At 38.2% G+C, this 19336-nt stretch carries 18 protein-coding genes; 11 read left to right on the top strand and 7 right to left on the bottom strand.

Annotation, left to right across the window (positions count from 1 at the left end; all coding sequences use genetic code 11):
• Positions 1-8 precede the first annotated feature (8 nt).
• A complete protein-coding gene (locus tag E4N74_RS11590; RefSeq protein WP_255817844.1) occupies positions 9-1733 on the bottom strand; it encodes a TrkH family potassium uptake protein in 1725 nt (574 codons plus the stop codon).
• Between the two features lie 18 nt (positions 1734-1751).
• Complete coding sequence (gene thyX, locus E4N74_RS11585) at positions 1752-2588, bottom strand: FAD-dependent thymidylate synthase (protein ID WP_255817842.1); 837 nt, start codon at positions 2586-2588, stop codon at positions 1752-1754.
• 188 nt (positions 2589-2776) lie between these two features.
• Here thyX and E4N74_RS11580 point away from each other — a divergent pair, with 188 nt between their 5' ends.
• From E4N74_RS11580 to arcA, 3 genes are all read left to right on the top strand, one after another.
• The gene (locus tag E4N74_RS11580) at positions 2777-4564 is read left to right on the top strand and encodes a DNA repair helicase XPB (RefSeq protein ID WP_255817833.1); all 1788 of its coding nucleotides are present in this window, start codon (positions 2777-2779) and stop codon (positions 4562-4564) included.
• A gap of 20 nt (positions 4565-4584) precedes the next feature.
• Complete coding sequence (locus tag E4N74_RS11575) at positions 4585-5421, top strand: 16S rRNA (uracil(1498)-N(3))-methyltransferase (RefSeq protein ID WP_255805369.1); 837 nt, start codon at positions 4585-4587, stop codon at positions 5419-5421.
• A gap of 122 nt (positions 5422-5543) precedes the next feature.
• The gene (arcA, locus tag E4N74_RS11570) at positions 5544-6776 is read left to right on the top strand and encodes an arginine deiminase (protein ID WP_044978305.1); all 1233 of its coding nucleotides are present in this window, start codon (positions 5544-5546) and stop codon (positions 6774-6776) included.
• Between the two features lie 13 nt (positions 6777-6789).
• On the opposite strand, the gene E4N74_RS12855 is transcribed toward arcA, so the two are convergent.
• Genes E4N74_RS12855 through E4N74_RS11560 form a run of 3 tightly spaced genes read right to left on the bottom strand, consistent with a single transcriptional unit; the run spans position 6790 to position 7961 of the window.
• A complete protein-coding gene (locus tag E4N74_RS12855; protein ID WP_084224513.1) occupies positions 6790-6984 on the bottom strand; it encodes a type II toxin-antitoxin system HicA family toxin in 195 nt (64 codons plus the stop codon).
• A complete protein-coding gene (locus tag E4N74_RS11565) occupies positions 6984-7205 on the bottom strand; it encodes a DUF1902 domain-containing protein (protein WP_255805368.1) in 222 nt (73 codons plus the stop codon). Before E4N74_RS11565 ends, E4N74_RS12855 begins: the two co-directional genes overlap by 1 nt.
• 48 nt (positions 7206-7253) lie before the next feature.
• Complete coding sequence (locus tag E4N74_RS11560) at positions 7254-7961, bottom strand: tRNA 2-thiocytidine biosynthesis TtcA family protein (protein WP_044979701.1); 708 nt, start codon at positions 7959-7961, stop codon at positions 7254-7256.
• A gap of 85 nt (positions 7962-8046) precedes the next feature.
• Between E4N74_RS11560 and E4N74_RS11555 the strand changes: the two genes are divergently transcribed.
• A complete protein-coding gene (locus tag E4N74_RS11555; protein WP_170225381.1) occupies positions 8047-9288 on the top strand; it encodes a galactokinase in 1242 nt (413 codons plus the stop codon).
• Positions 9289-9366: 78 nt separating this feature from the next.
• On the opposite strand, the gene pdxS is transcribed toward E4N74_RS11555, so the two are convergent.
• Positions 9367-10215, bottom strand: coding sequence for a pyridoxal 5'-phosphate synthase lyase subunit PdxS (gene pdxS / locus E4N74_RS11550; protein ID WP_144242242.1), 849 nt, complete (start codon positions 10213-10215; stop codon positions 9367-9369).
• 179 nt (positions 10216-10394) lie between these two features.
• Here pdxS and E4N74_RS11545 point away from each other — a divergent pair, with 179 nt between their 5' ends.
• Both E4N74_RS11545 and E4N74_RS11540 read left to right on the top strand, forming a co-directional pair.
• Positions 10395-10919, top strand: coding sequence for a hypothetical protein (locus E4N74_RS11545; RefSeq protein WP_255817831.1), 525 nt, complete (start codon positions 10395-10397; stop codon positions 10917-10919).
• A gap of 14 nt (positions 10920-10933) precedes the next feature.
• A complete protein-coding gene (locus E4N74_RS11540; RefSeq protein ID WP_255805366.1) occupies positions 10934-12031 on the top strand; it encodes an amidase domain-containing protein in 1098 nt (365 codons plus the stop codon).
• Between the two features lie 65 nt (positions 12032-12096).
• Here the strand turns inward: E4N74_RS11540 and E4N74_RS11535 are convergent, their stop codons facing one another.
• Complete coding sequence (locus E4N74_RS11535; RefSeq protein ID WP_044979700.1) at positions 12097-12765, bottom strand: HlyC/CorC family transporter associated domain-containing protein; 669 nt, start codon at positions 12763-12765, stop codon at positions 12097-12099.
• A 160-nt stretch (positions 12766-12925) separates the two neighbouring features.
• Here E4N74_RS11535 and gyrA point away from each other — a divergent pair, with 160 nt between their 5' ends.
• From gyrA to E4N74_RS11510, 5 genes are all read left to right on the top strand, one after another.
• Positions 12926-15373 (top strand): DNA topoisomerase (ATP-hydrolyzing) subunit A, encoded by a 2448-nt coding sequence (gyrA, locus tag E4N74_RS11530; RefSeq protein WP_255817824.1) that lies wholly within the window; start codon positions 12926-12928, stop codon positions 15371-15373.
• A 9-nt stretch (positions 15374-15382) separates the two neighbouring features.
• Entirely contained in the window at positions 15383-16120 is a 738-nt protein-coding gene (locus tag E4N74_RS11525; protein ID WP_255817823.1) for a potassium channel family protein, read from the top strand.
• Positions 16121-16171: 51 nt separating this feature from the next.
• On the top strand, positions 16172-17575 hold the full coding sequence (locus E4N74_RS11520) for an MATE family efflux transporter (protein ID WP_255805363.1): 1404 nt from the start codon (positions 16172-16174) through the stop codon (positions 17573-17575).
• 3 nt (positions 17576-17578) lie between these two features.
• Complete coding sequence (rlmJ, locus tag E4N74_RS11515; RefSeq protein ID WP_255805362.1) at positions 17579-18418, top strand: 23S rRNA (adenine(2030)-N(6))-methyltransferase RlmJ; 840 nt, start codon at positions 17579-17581, stop codon at positions 18416-18418.
• Positions 18419-18507: 89 nt separating this feature from the next.
• On the top strand, positions 18508-19209 hold the full coding sequence (locus E4N74_RS11510; RefSeq protein WP_255805361.1) for a hypothetical protein: 702 nt from the start codon (positions 18508-18510) through the stop codon (positions 19207-19209).
• Positions 19210-19336: the final 127 nt, after the last annotated feature.

Raw genomic sequence — 19336 nt, 5'->3', positions numbered from 1 at the left:
TCCTCCCATTATCCTATAGCTATATTTCCATAGGGATATTCTATATCATCATTTTTTTGTTTTTTACCGGCCGCAGTTAAAAAAGTTAAAGGGCCAACTCTTCCGATAAACATCAAAATTATTATTACGATTTTTCCGGCAGGTGAAAGAGCAGCCGTTATTCCTGTAGAAAGTCCTACGGTTGCAAAAGCCGAAACGGTTTCAAACAATAATGCTAAAAAAGGAAGGCTTTCAGTAATTGTTAATAAAAAAATTCCAACCGAAATTGCTGCAAGTCCGAAACCGAAAATTAAAAAAGCTTTTTTTACCTGCTCTTCAGGTACCGAAATATTTTTGATTACAACGGTTTTTTGATTTTTTAAAAAAGATTTAAAAAAAGCAAAGACCACTGCAATCGTGTTCAACTTTATTCCTCCGGCCGTACTTCCTGCGGCTCCTCCCATAAACATTATAAATATCATAAAAAGCAAGGTCGCATTTGTTAAATTAACAAAGGAAACCGTTGAAAATCCCGCAGTACGCAATGTTATCGCCTGAAAAAAACTTGCAAGGTATTGACTTCCCAAAGAAAGTTCTTTCATTGTATTGCGGTGTTCAAGTAAATAAAAAAGAGAAAAAGAAATAAAAAGAATAAAAACGGTAAGGCCTAAAATCATTTTTGTATTTACCGAAATTAAATAATCAATCTTTTTTTTCTTCAAAAATTTATTTTTTATATCTGTCCTGACCTTAGCTAAAACATCATAAATAACCGCAAAACTTATTCCGCCTAAAATTATGGTAAAGCCTATTGTTAGAGTAATAATAATATCGGAAGTAAAAGATTCCAAGTTGTTTGAAAAAAGAGCGAAACCTGCATTACAAAATGCGGATATCGCATGAAAGATTGCAAAGCCCAGAGCTTTAAGATTGAAACCGAAAATGCGTGAAAATCCTATAAATAAAAATACAGCACTTAGGGCTTCTATAAAAAATGTAGAAAAAACAATTATACGCAATGTTTTAAAAAGATTTGACATATCGTCTTCGCTGACCATATAAGAGATTGTGAGTTTTTCACTGACCGTCATTTTTTTTCGAAAGGCAAGCATTCCGAAAAATGAGAAAACCATTATGCCTAGTCCTCCGACTTGAATTAAAACAATCAAAATAAATTTTCCTACTATGGTAAACTCAGATGACACATCTATAACACTTAAGCCCGTAACGCATACGGCAGAAGCGGATGTAAAAAGTGCAGTTAAAAAATTTAAGGGTTCGCCTGTTGCAGATACGGCAGGAAGCATAAGTAAAAAGCTGCCTATAATTATCACCATAAAAAAAGAAATAATTAAAGTACGGGCAGGGTTTGAAATAATTTTTGCAGTCAATCCTGCCTGCTTGCTTATCAATCTAATTATTTTTCCAAACAAAAAGATATTTTTAAAAATATCAAAAACAATACTTAGCTCTTCAGAAATATTTTTAAAACCTATTTGTATTTTAAAGATAATAAATACCGATGCAAATATTACTGTTACTAAAAAGTTTGGAAGATTATTTTGAAAGTATTTTCGTATATACTTTTCCTGCTTGACGGCAAAAAAAGTTTCTGCAAGAACAGCGATAAGAATAATAATGTCTATTGTATGGATAATAATTCCGGGTGTATTTTCGGGATAAAATTGCTGTAAAAATAAAAGTATAAGGCTTAAAGCGAAAGCCGTAACGACAAAATAATCTCGTTTTCTCATTTTGCTGTTCCTTGCGTTTTATACCTGTCTTCCGCTTTTAATTTTTTCGTTAAACCGTTCAAGCTCTTTTCCTTTTAAGCCGCTGTCTTTTCCGGCTATTAAATTACGAATAGCTTCAAGTTCTTCTGCCGAAAAGTTTACGCCGTTTTTTTCATACCGCTCAAAAGAAGCACAGGCAAGAGGGGTTACGGTTTTACAAATCTCGAACATCACTTCGGCATAGTCTCTAATTTCTTTTTGTGCATGAGCATCCATGCGCAGCCGCAAAAAATGAAAAAGATTATGCAAGTCTATTTGCCAATACCATTCGGTATAAGTAGAAAGGGGAAGATTTATTCTGGCAAGCTCTCTCGCAATATTTTTATCAAGTAATTTACAGTAGCCCGCATAAATTTCTTCTTGTTGTTTTTGTAAAGAATTTATAACTTCATTTTGAAGGTCTTGAGGAACCGCCTCATTCATTCTGCCCTGCTTATTGTCGCTGCTTTGCAAAGCGATATCGTTTCCGGCGGGTATATAAAACTCGGGCTTTAATATAGAATACCGTCCCGAAATTTCGTTTAAGCGGGCAGTCCTATGCCTGATCCATTGGCGGGCAACAAAAATGGGCAGCTTAACATGAAAGGTAAAAACCACTTGCTCAAAAGGCGAGGTGTGCTTGTTCCGCAAAAGATAATCTATCAAGCCTGCATCTTCACGGACGGTTTTAGTCCCTTCCCCATAAGAAACACGGGCTGACTGCACTATTCGGGCATCTGTTCCCATGTAGTCTACCAACCTGATAAAACCCTTATCAAGAACCTTAAATTCTTTATCTAAAATTTTTTCCGCTTCCGGAGCTATACAATGTGCCATGGGGCAATGGTAGCATAAATTTTTAAAATTTACTAGAGATTAAGTCTTTTACTATATCCCAACAGGTTCTATAATTTGTTTTTGTCTCATAGCTTACTTCCAATATTCAATAAATACTTTGTATTTGCACATCTCCTGTTTTTTTCTTCCCTTGAATTCTCCCCAATAAAATTGTATAATATCAGGCTATGCAAGAATCTAAACCGCTTATAATTCAAGGAGACCGCTCCATTCTTTTGGATATTCACGATCCTGAAGCTAACGAAGCCCGCTTTGCCCTTATCCCCTTTGCTGAGCTTGAAAAGTCGCCTGAGCATCTCCACACTTATAGGTTGACCCCCCTCTCGCTTTGGAATGCGGCAGGTGTCGGGCTTTCAGCCGATTCTATTATGAAGACCCTTACAGGCTTTTCCCGGTTTAAGGTTCCCGACTCTATCTTGGTTTGGATGAAAGAGACGATGGAACGCTACGGCAAAATAAAGCTCCTCCCTATCGAAAAGTCTCAAGAAGAAAAAAACGGACTTGAGGGGAAAGTTAATGTTATCGAAGAAACCGAAAAAAATCAAGCGGACGAAATAAATCTCGAAACTCCCGGAGCGGAATTTTTGCGCCTTAAGCCTGAAAACTCTCTTATCTTTAAAGAACTAAAAAGCAGCAAGATTCTTTCAAAATATTTAATAGAAGATACCGATGAGGAAAACTCCTTTTTGATTTCCCTTTTAAACAGGGGAACGGTAAAGCAGGCTCTTTTAAAACAGGGTTGGCCTGTACAGGATGAGGTACCTCTCCGTGACGGAGAACCTTTGGATATTTCTCTAAAAGAAAAAACTTCAAGCGGTGCCGAATTTGAAATCAGGGACTATCAGCGGGATGCCGCCTCTTCCTTTGTCGGCGATAAGTCGGCAGGAACAGGCTTCGGCACAATTGTTCTGCCCTGCGGTTCGGGAAAAACCATAGTCGGAATGCTTACGATGAGCCTTCTTAAAACAAGCACCCTTATTCTAACCCCCAATGTAGCTGCCGTTTATCAGTGGCGACGGGAGCTTTTGGATAAGACAAATATAAAAGATGAGGACATAGGCTTATACACGGGCGAGGTAAAAGAGATAAGGCCTGTTACGATAGCGACCTATCAGGTGCTCACTTGGAGGCCCAACACCGAAGCGGCTTTCCCCCATTTTAAGATTTTTAGAGAAAGGGCATGGGGTCTTATCATCTATGATGAGGTTCACCTTTTACCGGCTCCGGTTTTTAGAATTACGGCAGAGCTTCAAGTTATAAGAAGACTCGGGCTTACTGCGACCCTTGTGAGAGAGGACGGCTGTGAGGGTGATGTGTTCAGTCTTGTAGGGCCTAAGAGGTTTGATGTGCCCTGGAAGGACCTTGAACAGAAGGGCTGGATAGCAAAAGCTTATTGTACCGAAATCAGGGTAAACATTGCTCCAGCAAAAGAGATAGAATACGCTGTAGGTACCACGCGCGAAAAGCACCGTATTGCAAGCGAAAACCCTGCAAAACTCGAAATAGTAAAAAAACTTTTGTCTAAGCACAAGGATAATCAAATACTTATAATCGGACAGTACTTGTCCCAACTTGAAGCAATTGCAAAAGAAATAAATGCCCCTATAATCACAGGAAAAAATACAAATGCCGAGCGGGAACTTTTGTATGATGCATTTAGAAAGGGAGAGATAAATGTTTTGGTGGTTTCTAAAGTTGCAAACTTTGCGATTGATTTACCCGATGCTTCAGTAGCTATTCAGGTTTCGGGCGTTTTCGGAAGCCGGCAAGAAGAGGCTCAGCGTTTGGGACGAATCTTGAGGCCCAAAGAATGTGATTCCCATTTTTACAGCATTGTAACCCGCCAAACCATAGAAGAAGGCTTTGCCGAAAAGCGTCAAAAGTTTTTAGCCGAGCAGGGTTATGACTACTCGATTCTTACCGAAGCCGAATTGGATGTTTGCGAAGAAAGCTAATCTCAATTTAAGGAAAATAAATGAACATTATTTTGTTTTCAGATGACGATTGTGTAAATCCCGATTGTATAAACGGCGGCTGTGTTTTTTACAAAAACGATAAAAGCATAAACAACGGCTTTTTCTTTTATAAAAATGATGAACGCTATCTTCACATAAAAAAGATTTTGCACTTAAAAGAAGGAGATATTTTTAAGGCCGGAATCATAAACGGAAAAATAGGCGAGGCTCTTATTCTTCACCTTTCCGAAGAAAAAATCGTTTTTTCTTTTTGTCCGAATGAACCCGATAAAAACTTAGATAACATAGATGACGATAAAATTGAGAGTAACCCTCTGCCTCTTCCGCCCATAAAAATAATTCTGGGCTTTCCCCGCCCCATTCAGTTGAGGCGAATCCTTAGGGACGCTGCGAGTTTAGGCTTTGCCGAAATTGTACTATGCGGTACGGAATTGGGGGAGCGTTCCTATTTAAAGTCAAACCTTTCAAGCTCCGAAGAAATAAAAAAATATCTCTTAGACGGTATCTCTCAAGCCGGCCAAACCCTGCTGCCTGAATTTTCTTTTTGCAGCTCGGTAAAAGAAGCCTTAAAAAATTTAAAGACAGCCTCGTTCAAAGGCGGTAAGATTCTCCTCGACATAGGAGAACACCAACCCCTTTCTTCATTTAGAATGAAAAAAGGAGAAGAACTGATTATAGCAATTGGAAGTGAGAGGGGTTGGACCCAAAACGAGAGGGAAGCCTTTTTTTCAGCCGGCTTTATTCCTTACTCTATGGGAAAGCGCATTTTACGAACCGAAACCGCCCTTACTTCTGCTCTGTCCGTCCTCCTTGCAAATAACGGCTTTTGGGAATAGATTTTAATTTCAACCAATAAAACAAGTTCCGATGCATGCCGGATTTTAAAGAATTTTCCCTATTGAATTCTTTGTCTTTATCCTGTACAATCCACAATATTATTAAACTTTAGGAGAATTGCATGGCTGTCATAAATGTTACAAGCGAAATAGGTAAATTAAATAAGGTGCTCCTGCACCGCCCCGGAAAGGAACTTTTAAACCTTACACCTGATAAACTTGATGAGCTCTTGTTCGATGATATTCCGTTTTTGAAGGTTGCCCAAAAAGAACACGATGCTTTTGCCGATATTCTATCTAAAAATGGAGTTGATGTCGTTTATCTTGAAGACTTAGCGGCAGAGGCTATATCTCAAAGTGCAGAAATCCGTGAAAAATTTATAAAACAATATATTAACGAGGCTGATGTATATTCCGAATATCATCAAAAAATGATCTATGATTTTCTTAATGCAATCAAGGAACCGAAAGAACTTATCTTAAAAACAATGGAAGGAGTAAACGTAAAAGAAATACCTTTAAAGAACACTCATTCACTTTCGCACTATGTTTTGGATTCAGGTTCTATGCTTATAAATCCAATGCCAAACCTATACTTCACCCGCGATCCCTTTGCATGTATAGGAAACGGAGTAAGCTTAAATAAAATGTATTCGGTAACAAGATGCCGTGAAACTATTTACGGTGAGTACATCTTTGACCATCACCCTGAATATGCCGGAAAGGTAAATAGATTCTATAACCGATATGATGCTCCCAATATTGAAGGCGGAGACATTTTAAATATCGGTAAAGATGTTTTGGCGATAGGCCTTTCACAGAGAACATCGGCCAATGCTATAGATTCTATAGCAAACAATATCTTTTATGACTCGGATTCCCCCATAAAAACGATTTTGGCTTTTCAGATTCCGGCAATCAGGGCTTTTATGCACTTGGATACGGTTTTTACTCAGATAGACTTTGACAAATTTACTATCCATCCCGGAATTTTAGGACCTCTAAGAGTTTTTGAAATTACCAGAGGAGCAAAAAAAGGAGAGCTTAATGTAAAGCAGATTGACTCTACCTTGGAAAAGGTTCTTGAAAAATATACGGGAGCCGGAAAGGTTGAGCTCATCCAATGCGCCGGAGGAGACAAGATAGCAGCCGAGCGTGAACAGTGGAATGACGGTTCCAATACCCTTTGCATAAGTCCAGGAACAATAGTCGTCTATGAACGAAACGATGTTACAAACGAAATTTTAAACAAGAAGGGATTAAAAGTTCTCGAAATGCCCTGCGGCGAACTTTCCCGCGGCCGCGGCGGCCCCCGCTGTATGAGTATGCCCTTATTGAGGGAAGATATAAGGTAACTTTACATAAAGGTTAGAACTTATGATCTATACCGCTTTGCTTCATGATAGCATTAGCGGTATGACGTGATTTTATTTTTGAATCAACGGTAAAACGGCAAGCGCTTATTGGACTATACCAAATGTCATGATCACCCTTGCCGTGCCTTACAAAAGTACACCCGTTTTTGTGCAATATTTCTCTCACAATTTTTTCATACTGTGCCATTATGCGTACATTAATTCGGATTTTTCGGCACAAAAGTGCAATGTGGTTTGACTGTGAGGAAGCTGATTATTCTCTTGGAGCAGCTCAGGCACGGCGTATCGTACTCTTTCCATGAGGGCATCAATAGAACCGCTTTCAAGAACAAGGCCTCTCACATCATCGCTTGTTGCTATCCATACCCCGACTTCATTGTCCCAGTTTATTTTAATGACATATTCCATGATTATAAGTTTATCATAGGCGAGATATTTTTACAAGTATAAACTTTCTCACGGCAGATATTCCGGTAAGATATTCTTTAGGGAATTAAAGAGGTTCAGTTTTAGCTTGTAAGAACCGCCAGTCAGCCGGCCGAGCCTTGAACGGGCTGTTTTGCGGGCGGAGTTTTCTTGAAAGTAGCAAGTACAGGTAGAACAGATATAACCGGCTTGTTCCGCATGGCGGATAATCATAGATAAATCCGCAAGACAAAGCGGCCTTATCATTGTAACCGGATATTTTTCGAATTTTAATACAGGCGGCATTGTAGATAAAATGCCCTTTTCTAAGGAATTCATCAAAAGGGTTTCCAAAATATCGTCCAAGTGATGCCCCAAGGCTATCTTATTAAAACCTTTCTCCATAGCAAATTTATTCAGTTCGGTGCGCCTTTGAGTTGAACACCACCAGCAATTCATCTTTTCATTAGGTTTTAATCTTCCCAAAACCGAAACGGTTTTTATTGTGAGCGGAATATTCCAGTTTTCAAACATTTTTATCAAATCCGGAGAAAGGGGAGGGGCTACATCGGTTGCTATGTGCATAGCATGAACTTCAAATCTAGGCGAGGGGCGTTTTAAGCGCATCGAAAAATACTCGGCTAGGGCTGTAGAGTCCTTTCCGCCTGAGGCAGCAAGCAGAACACGGTCGCCCTCTTCTATCATATTATAATCAAAAACAGCCCTGTCGATTGTTCTAAAAAGTTTTGGATTTGCCATAGGTATGAGAATAATATTTTTTTTTAAAAAAGACAATGGCTTTTGTTTTAATAGCTTTATTGCCGATAAAGATTAGAGGTGTTGTATGAATTTTAATGCGGATATAAAGAATTTGGAAAACATGGGCGAAGGTGAATTAAAACTTGAACTTAAAAAACTTTTTGATGAGGTTTATGGTGCTTCACCGGAAGATGGAATTTTAATAGCCTCTCCTCTTAGTTTGATTCTCATGGGGGAGGAATTGGATTATAACGGCGGCAATGTTTTAAATTTATGCTTTGATAAGTCTATTTATTTTTTTATTAAAAAAAATAATACGGATAAAATTTCTTTGACGGATTTAGTCATAAATAAAAAAATTGAAGGCCTTATAACAGAACAAGACGGCAAAAATCAAAAACCGGACAGCCGGCAAGAAATTTCTATAAGTTCCATATTCAATATTATTCTTTTAACGGCACAAAAAATTAATAAGCATTTTGAAAATCCTGTAAGCGGTTTTGATATACTGGTTTTCGATGAGATACGCCTTAAAACAGGGCAAACCTCATTGCCGGCCTTTGAAGCGGGTTTTTGTACAGGAATTTTATCTCTATTTAAACTTAAAGAAGAATTTAAAACTATAGCCTCTCTGTGTCTTGAGGCCGAACATAAAATCTTAAACACAAAACGGGGCTTATCCAATCAGATGGCCTGTTTTAAGGCAAAAAAGGATGAAATTTGTCTTTTTGATTCTAATGATTTTTCTGTTTTAAACCTGCCTTTAAATTTAGGAGAATATGGAATCATAATAATCGGAACTCATTCAAATAAGGAAACGTATAGAGCGTCTTCCAATGTCCGCTATATGGAATGTGAAGAGGGTTTGCGCATTTTACAAAACAAATTAGACTTGGATCACTTGTGCGAAATAACGGAGGCCGATTATACTTACTATCAGCCCAGCTTTTTGGATAAGACAATTCTTAGGCGGGTAAAACATTGTACTACCGAAAATGCAAGAACGGCTAAGGCTGTAATAGCTTTAGAGAATGAAGACATGGATATTCTGGGGAAACTTCTTTGTGAATCCCATATTTCGATGAGGGATGATTTTGAGCTTATGAGCACCGAACAAAATATTCTTTTTGAAACCGCCATTATTCAAAGAGGGTGCAGCGGAGCAAAGCTAATCGGAAACACCGAAGGCTGCTATATTCTGGCCTTGGTAAAAAAAGATTTTTTTGAGGAATTTTATCTTGAGGTTCATAAAAGGTATTTTGAAAAGACGGGGGACAGCCCCAAATTCTTTGAATTTAAAAGTTCCGCAGGAGTCCGCATCTTATAAAAGGTAAAAAGAGGTGCTTTAATTTTAAGGTAAACTCTTTAAAACACCTCTCTTTGCTTAGGCATTGAGTAAAGCGGTTTAAATTCCTCTTTCGCTCATTATAACCTTTATTTCTTCTTCATTGATTCCGACCATGGCAGGGCCAAGGTCTTCTGAAACTTCTGCTAAGATTGCAGGCTTATCGTAATTCTTTACGGCTTTAACGATGGCAGCCGCTCTTTTTGCCGGATCACCCGATTTAAAGATACCGCTTCCGACAAAAACGCCGTCAGCACCGAGGTGAACCATCAAGGCTGCATCTGCGGGGGTTGCAACTCCTCCTGCCGAAAAATTCGGAACGGGGAGCTTTCCGTGTTTATGCACATATTCTACCAAAGAGTATGGAACTTGAAAATTCTTTGCAGCAACGTATAGTTCATCTTCACGCAGGGTTGTAAGTTGGCGCATTTCGCTTTGAATTTGGCGCATGTGTTTTACGGCCTGAATAACATCTCCTGTTCCGGCCTCACCCTTTGTACGGATCATCTTGGCGCCTTCTTGAATTCTTCGTAAGGCTTCCCCCAAATTGCGGGCACCGCAGACAAAGGGTACCTTGAATTTGGTTTTATCGACATGATAAACTTCGTCTGCCGGAGACAGAACTTCGGACTCATCAATAAAATCGATACCGATAGCTTCCAAAATTGAAGCCTCTACAAAGTGACCAATTCTTACCTTTGCCATAACAGGAATTTTTACAGCCTTCATGATTTCTTTAATCATCTTAGGATCGCTCATTCTTGAGACCCCTCCGGCTGCCCTTATATCGGCAGGGATCCTTTCGAGGGCCATGACTGCAACAGCTCCTGCATTTTCTGCAATCTTTGCCTGTTCGGGGTTGGTTACGTCCATAATGACACCGCCCCTCAGCTTATCTAAAATATCCACAAAAACCTCCATAAATGTTTAAAACAGGTCTGGATTATATCGCAAAGCAAGCATAAATTAAAGTAGGGTATCATTTTAAAACTCGGCTGTGTTTTTTAACCGTGATATTTCAATGGCTAAAAATAAACCTTGACATTTTTTTCTATCTTTTGTATAGTTTTTATCCTAGGAGCCGGTTTATGAAAAGATTTTTATCTATGTTCTTTCTTGTTTTTATATTTTTGCCTTATCTATCATCCCAAGATTATTATATTGATGATTTTAAAGATTTTACATTTGAAATACCCGACGGCTGGGAAACAATGACTTATCCCGGGCTGAAGTATAAGATAATATGCGGTGATTCTTTAAACGGTTATAATCAAAATATGATTTTTGTTTCCGAAGAAGTTTCCGGTTCAATGGAGGAAGTAGTCAGTGAGTATTTCTCCGGTCAAAAAGGGCCCGATGACTCTGCCTCCGCTTATACAGTAATAACGCAAGAAAAATTTGAAAATAATTATAATTTGGAATCCCAAAAAATAATTATAGAATTGCCTGAAGGGAAAGGCATTGCAAAACATTATTTTTATTTGTTTAAGCACAACAATCTTCTTTATATCTGTGCTGCTACCTTGTCCCATGATGCAGAACCGGAAATTGTGGAAATGCTCGATGCCTCAATGCGGACATTTCAAATTCTCGATAAAAAAGAGGAAGAATAATTTAGTTTTATATCATGGGAAAAAAAATAAATAAGGCTAAACTTTTTTTTGTTCTTTTTATAATTATCCTTTGGATAATTGCAATTTTAAAACTATATCCGATAATTAAAGAATTTAAAGAAGCTAAAGAAAGTGAAGGTCAGCAAGATGTAACGGTAAAAGCAAAGCCGAAAAAAGAAGACACAAAAGAGGAGCTCTTTTTTAAAAAATATGCTGAAAGTTTATACTCGGAATATTATGATATTCTGGATGTTTCAGTCTATGATTATATACCTGATGATGAAGATTATGGCCCAAATGAAAAATTTTATTTTGTTGTAATAGAAAAAAAATTAAAATTTAATTCGGTTTATCAGCTTCCCTTTGTTGCCGGAATGAAAAATGCTGTTGAATATTTTAAAGATAATAAAAAAGCTTTGAATCAATACAACAAGAAAACTACGGAATTAAAAAAATATATAGGTAAAAAGCAACTTGAAAACAATATTTTTAAGATAACATTTACCGAAAAAGATAGTTTTGAAAATATAAAAATTGAAATAGCAACATATCATACAAAAATAGACGCTTTTTCATTAAAACCGCCTGAACCCGATGAGATTATGCAAAACGGGTTTGATTTTATAAAATATCACGTCAATACAGACTCAAAAAAAATTAATTACAATAATGCGGCGGCCGTCAGCTATGCAAATAAATACACATCTAATCCCTTAAATATGTCTAGTGATATGTCTGTTTGGAACCCAAAGTACAAAACCTACGAAAATGATTGTGCAAACTATGTTTCTCAGTGCATACATGCCGGAGGTGTTTCTACAACAGCGGCTTGGTATCCTGAAAGTCTAATTTGGATCAGGACAGGAAGCCCAAGATACGAAAATAGCGGAGTAACCGACTATATGCAGCAAAAAAATATATTTTATACAACAAATTACTCTGCCGCATGTGAGGGAGGTTTTATCTGTCTTACAAAAGAATCCCATGTCGTTTTTATCACATCCAATGACAGCATTACAATATTATTTAACGGTCATACAAATGACCGCAAAACGGTTTCTTTCCCTCACCTAAACAATTCTGAAGCTATTTATTTAACCCCGAATAATTAACTCGAAAGCTTTACTTCTTTTGACGGATATACGCTCTCATAAATAGCCGAATCTTAATTAAAAGCTTAATCCTTGTGTTCGTTGATAGGAAGAATTTTAATGTATCTTATTAAGTCATTATCCATTTCATGGATAATGAATTTATATTCTCCTATGTCGACTTCCAAACCGAGATGGGGTGAACGGCCTTGCTGTTTAAGATAGTTAAACAAATAACCTGCGACGGTGTTTCCGTATGCTTCATCAAAATCAGAATCCAGCCTATGATTAATCTCGTGAATACTGGTGCCGCCGTTTACGATATAATCACATTCGTTTCCTGCGCCGTACTCTCCGCCTTCGTTTAGGTATTTTTTTACGGCAAACAAAATTGCTATAGCAACAACACCCAATAGAGCATCAAGCATACTGCCGTGATCGGCGATAATTTTTCGTGCAATAGTATAGAGCACAACTTCAAGAGCACTTCCCGGCGTATGCTTTATAAGCATGTTTACAAATTCAAGACCGATTACAAGAGAAAATATTAATGAAAGGAATTCTGAGAATGAAGGAATTTTTTTACTATAAATAAATGCAAAAGCCATTTCTTTTATGTCAAAGAAAATTTCGATAGAAAGAATTAAAATTCCAATAAGCATTGCAAAGGATAGCACAATTTCTATTCGCCCTGCCAACCTTGCCGCACTCCGCCTTAGATTTTGTTGATGAAAAAAAGTTTTAAATTTTTGCATAATGACTCTCTCTTGTTTTTCCTTAATTCCGATAAAAGTATACCTAAAAGATTTTTTTTTGTCAACGTTTCGCATTTCGCTTGTTGTTAATACAATTTCTCCATTCCTTGACCAAGCCCCTTTTTTATGCTAAAATGCCTCGAATTTAGGAGTATAATGCGTGGAAGAGATACAAACTAAGGAAGGCGGAGCCGTAATTCCGATTCCTATCGAAAATGAAGTAAAAAGAGCCTACATAGATTATTCAATGTCAGTTATCGTAAGCCGAGCCCTGCCCGATGTAAGGGACGGTCTAAAGCCCGTTCACAGGCGAATCCTTTATTCAATGGAAGAAAAGGGCTTACGTAACTCAGGCCCTACCCGAAAGTGTGCTAAGATTGTTGGTGATGTATTAGGAAGTTACCACCCGCACGGCGACGCTTCGGTCTATGATGCCCTCGTCCGCCTTGGACAGGACTTCTCTCTCCGCTATCCGGTTATTTATCCCCAAGGAAACTTCGGAACCATAGGAGGCGACCCGCCCGCAGCTTACCGATACACGGAAGCTAAGATGGCCAAAATCGCCGAAACCATGGTCGAGGACATAAAAAAAGAAACAGTCGATTTTATTCCGAACTTTGACGATTCTACAAAGGAGCCGACTGTTCTTCCGGCTAAATTCCCCTTCTTGCTTGCAAACGGTTCAAGCGGAATTGCTGTCGGTATGGCAACCAATATGCCGCCCCATAACTTACGCGAAATAGCCGCTGCGGTTTCGGCCTACATAGACAACCCCGAAATCGAAATAGACGAGCTTTGCAAATATATAAAGGGCCCTGACTTCCCGACAGGCGGAGTTATTTACGGCCGAAAGGGAATAAAACAAGCCTTTAAGACAGGCCGCGGAAAAATATTGGTACGCGGTAAATTTATAATCGAGGTTGATAAAAAAGGAAAAGAAACTATAGTCTTTACCGAAGTACCCTATCAGGTAAACACAACCACCCTCGTATCCCGTATAGGGGAATTAGCCCGCGAAAAAATTATAGACGGAATTGCAAACGTAAACGATGAAACTTCGGATAGAACCGGCTTACGAGTTGTTATAGAGCTAAAAAGGGGGGCTATTACAAAGGTTGTTTTAAACCAGCTTTTTGCAAAAACAGCCCTTCAATCCTCATTCGGAGTTATAAACCTTGCTCTGGTAAACGGAAGACCTGAAACCCTTAACTTAAAACTTCTTGTAAAATACTTTGTCGAGCACAGGGTCGATGTCGTTACCCGCAGAACAAAATTCGATTTACGCAAGGCGGAAGAAAGAGCTCATATCTTAGAAGCCCTCATCGTTGCTATCGACAACATAGACGAGGTTATCAAAATAATAAGGGCATCCCGCGATCCGCAAACGGCAAAAAACGGCTTAATGGAAAGATTCGGCTTTGATGATGTTCAAGCTCAGGCCATAGTCGATATGCAGCTAAAACGTTTAACCGGCTTGGAAATCGAAGACCTCCGAAAAGAGTTACAGGAATTGCAGGTTCTAATCGCTCACTTAAAAGACCTCCTTGCTCATCCCGAAAAGATTTTAGCCTTAATAAAGGAAGAAACTAACGAAATAGCCGAAAAGTTTGGAGATGAACGCAAAACCGATATAGTAGCCGATGAGGTTGAAGAGCTCAATATCGAAGACCTTATCAAAAAAGAAGAGATGGTTATTTTAATTTCCCACCTCGGATATATTAAGCGTATTCCTGCCACAGCCTATAAGAGCCAAAACAGGGGAGGTAAGGGTTCCAATTCTGCAAACCTTGCCGAAGACGACTTTTTGGATCAGATTTTTACGGCCTCAACCCATGATTACATTATGTTTATCACAAATGCGGGAAAGGCTTACTGGTTAAAGGTGCATGAAATACAGGAAGCAAGCAGAACAAGCCGAGGCTCTCACATAAAATCCCTTCTTTCAGTTTCTTCCGATGAAGAAATTACGGCCGTTGTTTCCTTAAAAGAATTTGACGATAAGACCTATCTTTTGATGGCAACAGCAGGAGGTGTTGTAAAAAAAGTAACAACCGATAATTTTGCAAATGCAAAAACCCGCGGAATAATCGCCATAAAACTTGATGAGGGCGATAAGCTGGTAAGCGCAATTCTTACAGGCGGCAAGGACGAAATCATGCTTATTACTCGACGAGGTCAGGCCCTTCGCACAAGCGAGGAAGACATACGTTCACAGGGGCGCTCGTCCAGAGGCGTTACCGGAATAAAGCTTTCTTCCGAGGATGAACTTACAGGCGCACTCCGTGTAACTGAAAATCAAAAAATGCTTGTTATGACCGAAAACGGTTACGGCAAACGCGTAGAGTTTTCCGAATTTTCCGCTCACGGAAGGGGAACCGGCGGACAGCGTATCTATACCCTTTCGGAAAAAACGGGAGAGGTTGTCGGCCTTCTTACCGTATTTGATGACGATGAGGTTGTCTGCATAACGGGTCAAGGCAAAACTATCCGCATCAGCGTAGATTCTGTCGGTACTATGGGAAGGTCTGCACAGGGAGTAAGAATATTGGATATTGAAAGTCCCGATATGCTTATAGGCCTTGATGTTGTTGCCCGCGATGAAGAGTAGGTGAAGTATATGAAAAAATTTGCAATTATGGGCTTGGGCACCTTCGGAGTAAGAATGCTGGATGAACTTATAAAAATAGGGGCCGAAGTCATCATCATCGAACAAAATAAAGACCTTATCGAAATGTATAAATCTAAGGCCTCTTCTTCAGTTGTACTTGAAGAAATAAGCGAGCTTTCAGTACGCAAAATTCTTCCCTCCAAGGTGGATACAGTAATCGTAGATTTCGGCCGCAAGGTGGAGCTTTCAGTAATCAGCACGACAATATTAAAAAATTTAGGCATTGCAAACATTGTTGTGCGTGCCCAATCAGACGAACATGGAAGGCTTTTAAAAACCGTAGGGGCTACTCGAGTAATTTATCCCGACAGTGAAGCAGCAAAAAGAACAACCCCTATTTTAGCCGCCGACCTCCTTCTTAAATTTATGCCTATTTCAAAAAACCTTGCCCTTGCCGAAGTCGAGATAGAAACAAGATATGTCGGAAAAAGCCTTGCCGAATCCAACATAAGAAAGGACATGAGCGTAAACATTATAGCGCGCCGAAAAAAGGAAAGCGAAGATTTTATCTTTATGGATGATCCCGAGTATAAATTTGAAGAAGATGATGTTCTTTTAGTTGTTGCCTCTGAAGAACACATCTATAATTTTTCCGGCGGAAAGATAAGCTTAAAAAATAATTTAAAAAAAGATGGAGATATAAAACCGTCAATCTTTAAAAATCTTTTTTCTTCAAAAAAATTATAATTTAAAATTGGTAAATTACCGATTTAAAAGTCTATAAAGGAGTATGTTGCTATGGAGAATCTATCCGATTCAAAATGTTTTTGTGATGAAACCGGCCTGAAATTAAAACCTCAAACAATATCAAAAAATTTATGGAGATTGGCCTATCCTACAATGATCTCCGTAGGCTTACAAAACTTTTATGACATTGTAGATATGGTTTGGGTAGGGCAGATATCTAAGACGGCTCTTTCAGGCGTTACCCTCTTTTCTTCAATTTATATGCTTTTTACTATTTTGAATGAGGTAGCAGGAGCCAGCTCCGTGTCGATGATTGCCCAAAACTACGGACGGGGCGATATGGAAAAAACTCAGCGCATTGCCGAACAGACAATCAGCTTTAAGGTTGTACTTGCAGTAATGTCAGGTCTTCTTTTAGCTGTTTTTTTAAAACCGATTCTATGGTTTTTTCTTCCGGATCAAGAAGTTTTAAATTCCGCTTTAGAATACGGATGGATTAGAATATTTTTTATTCCTGTAATGTTTTCTTCATATTCGGTAAATACTATTTTTAGATGTACCGGAGATGCAAAAACACCCCTGCAAATTATGATAATATCTACTATCATAAATTTGGTTTTAGATCCTGTTCTTATGTTTGATATAATTCCCGGAACAAATATCCCGGGTTTAGGTATGGGTGTTTTTGGTGCAGCTCTGGCGACAGTAACAGCCCGAACTATAAGTTTCTTATACGGATTTTTGATTCTTTTAAGCGGAAGGCGTAGGATAAAAATCAGCTTTAGAGGCCTTTTTAGACTTGATAAAAAAATAGATCTGGACCTTTTGCTTATAGGTCTTCCTTCAGGAATTAACTCCCTTGTGCGCACATTTGCTCAAGTAACCATTATGAAATTCGTAACCGTTTACGGTGCGGATGCCGTTGCTCTTGCAGGTGTCGGCGGAAAACTCTCACAATTTGCCTTTATGCCTATGTTCGGATTTAATATGGGAGGCGCAACTTTGGTTGGTCAAAGCCTTGGACGGGACAATGTGTATGAAGCAAAACTTACATCTAAGATAACAACGCTTATGTCAGCTTCAATAGTCGGTGTTCTTGCGTTGATTGTTATGGGAATTCCTGAAGTCTTTTTGCGTTTCTTTTTTCCCGACGATCCCGAGATGCTCGCACAAGGAAGCCTTATGCTCCGCATATTTTATCCGTCCTTTATAATTTTGTCTGCGGGCTTAGGCTTTTCATCTGTTTTCTCAGGTTCCGGACATACAAGGCCTATGCTTTATTCCAGCCTCGGCTCTCGTTGGTGTGTTCAGATTCCGTTTTTATTTTTAATTGTAAATATTTTACATCTCCCATTATTTATGGTGTGGACTTCGTATATCCTATCGGAAATTGCAGAATTTACGGTTATTTTTTATCACTACCGCAAAGGGGTTTGGTGTAATAAGAGGGTCTAAAATTTGCTTAGCTACCGTCACGGTTTCCATGCCGGAAATCAGGCCGATGTTTTTAAGCATTCGGTTCTCTTTTCTTTTTTAAACCTCTACACCCAAAAACAAAAACCTTTTACGGCCTTTGATTTAAATGCCGGGGGCGCTTTCTATAATCTTTTAAGCGAGTGGAGCTTAAAAACCGGCGAAGCGGAAGAAGGAATAATCCGTATTTTAGATTTATATAAAAAAGAAAAACTTCCTCTTCCGATACCTGAAGACTTCAAGGCTTATTTGGATTTTTGCCTAAAAAACTATGATGAAAATTCCTCTTATGCCGGTTCTCCCGAAATCATCCGTTCATTTTTACAAAAGGAATCCAATTTAATTTTATGCGATTTACATTCTGCTGAAGCTGAAAAATTAAAAGAGCTTTATAAGCGTGTAGAAAATGTTCATGTGCACAAAAGGGATTGCTATGAGGCTGTCAGGGCTCTTACTCCGCCTCTTCCTATCCGCGGCTTTGCCCTATTTGATCCCAGCTATGAAGTCGATTCCGATTATACAGCGATTGCAGAGTCTGTCGAAAAGGTCTGTAAAAAATGGCCTATTGGCATCTTTATAATTTGGTATCCTATATTGAATCACAAAACCGAAGAGTGCCGAGCTCTAAAAAACCGAATCAGTAAGGATATGAACAATAAAATATTAAACATTGAAGTCAAACATTTTTCAAACAAGATAGATTCTGAAAATGAATACGGCTTACAAGGCTCAGGCCTTTTAATCACAAATCCGCCATGGGGCTTGGAAGAAAAACTGAAAGAAATATGTGAGTATGTTGCGAAAGTAAGTGCTAGTTTGTATTGAAGATTGTTGAGCTTTTTGATATAGTGAGGGACGAGTTGTGTTTGACAGACAATGCACACACATTATTATCACTTTAAGAGGTATGAAGTATGAATACAAAAAATGAAATAACGAAAAAGTTGGATATTGATTTATGGATTATTTTTATATCAACAATGCTTGTTATTATTTTATACAATAGTTTTTCATCGGTAATTATTAAAATACTAAAAGATAAATCAATCTATATTCTTCTGCGATTATTACTAGCAGCATCTTTTCAATTTGGAGTAGCAGGATTAGGAATAACTATAATAAGATTATTAAGAAAAGAAAAATTTTCAATACATGGACTTAATCGAGAGAATCTAATAAAATCAATAGTCCTATGCTCATTATGTTTTATACCAAATATAATTTACACATATTACATTGATGGGGCTATAATATATTTACCTTTTCGGAAGATATTGACTACAAGTGAAATTATTTTAAGCGGATTTCCTGTAAATGTTATAGGGATTTTAATAACATCATTAATTTGGGGCTTTTTTGAAGGTTTTAATTATGTTGTGATTAGTGACAAAATAAATGAGCGTTATCCAAGTAAGAATATATGGCTGAACTGGGGGGCTATTTCATGCGGAGTATTATGTATTTTGGTGCATGGTGTAATAGGTGTTACAGTAAATGATATTTTAGAAATGGTATCAATATTTATTATTATTTATGGTATGTTGATGGTTAAAAATATAACAAAGAATGCATGGGGCTGCGTATTTATTTTTATTATGTTTTGGAATGCTTATTAAATAATTTGTTTGTCTGATTCGCATTATGATAGAAAAAGTTATTTTAGTTTTGTTGCGTTAGATTGAAAAGCGTTGGCTGTTATGATATAATAGATAAGGAACGAAGGGGTATTATGCTCGCATGCTG

This window comes from Treponema putidum (genome assembly GCF_024401155.1).
GTDB lineage: Bacteria > Spirochaetota > Spirochaetia > Treponematales > Treponemataceae > Treponema_B > Treponema_B putidum.
The sequence above is the reverse complement of the archived record's forward strand: the minus strand, read 5'-3'. Positions and strand labels throughout refer to the sequence as shown.

Excerpts from the sequence above, each read along its gene's own strand:
- E4N74_RS11590 (WP_255817844.1), bottom strand. The coding sequence starts at position 1,733 with ATGAGAAAACGAGATTATTTTGTCGTTACGGCTTTCGCTTTAAGCCTT.
- arcA (WP_044978305.1), top strand. The coding sequence starts at position 5,544 with ATGGCTGTCATAAATGTTACAAGCGAAATAGGTAAATTAAATAAGGTG.
- E4N74_RS12855 (WP_084224513.1), bottom strand. The coding sequence starts at position 6,984 with ATGGCACAGTATGAAAAAATTGTGAGAGAAATATTGCACAAAAACGGG.
- E4N74_RS11555 (WP_170225381.1), top strand. The coding sequence starts at position 8,047 with ATGAATTTTAATGCGGATATAAAGAATTTGGAAAACATGGGCGAAGGT.
- thyX (WP_255817842.1), bottom strand. The coding sequence starts at position 2,588 with ATGGCACATTGTATAGCTCCGGAAGCGGAAAAAATTTTAGATAAAGAA.
- E4N74_RS11520 (WP_255805363.1), top strand. The coding sequence starts at position 16,172 with ATGGAGAATCTATCCGATTCAAAATGTTTTTGTGATGAAACCGGCCTG.
- E4N74_RS11535 (WP_044979700.1), bottom strand. The coding sequence starts at position 12,765 with ATGCAAAAATTTAAAACTTTTTTTCATCAACAAAATCTAAGGCGGAGT.
- E4N74_RS11540 (WP_255805366.1), top strand. The coding sequence starts at position 10,934 with ATGGGAAAAAAAATAAATAAGGCTAAACTTTTTTTTGTTCTTTTTATA.
- E4N74_RS11560 (WP_044979701.1), bottom strand. The coding sequence starts at position 7,961 with ATGGCAAATCCAAAACTTTTTAGAACAATCGACAGGGCTGTTTTTGAT.
- E4N74_RS11545 (WP_255817831.1), top strand. The coding sequence starts at position 10,395 with ATGAAAAGATTTTTATCTATGTTCTTTCTTGTTTTTATATTTTTGCCT.
- E4N74_RS11510 (WP_255805361.1), top strand. The coding sequence starts at position 18,508 with ATGAATACAAAAAATGAAATAACGAAAAAGTTGGATATTGATTTATGG.
- E4N74_RS11575 (WP_255805369.1), top strand. The coding sequence starts at position 4,585 with ATGAACATTATTTTGTTTTCAGATGACGATTGTGTAAATCCCGATTGT.
- E4N74_RS11565 (WP_255805368.1), bottom strand. The coding sequence starts at position 7,205 with ATGGAATATGTCATTAAAATAAACTGGGACAATGAAGTCGGGGTATGG.
- E4N74_RS11580 (WP_255817833.1), top strand. The coding sequence starts at position 2,777 with ATGCAAGAATCTAAACCGCTTATAATTCAAGGAGACCGCTCCATTCTT.
- E4N74_RS11525 (WP_255817823.1), top strand. The coding sequence starts at position 15,383 with ATGAAAAAATTTGCAATTATGGGCTTGGGCACCTTCGGAGTAAGAATG.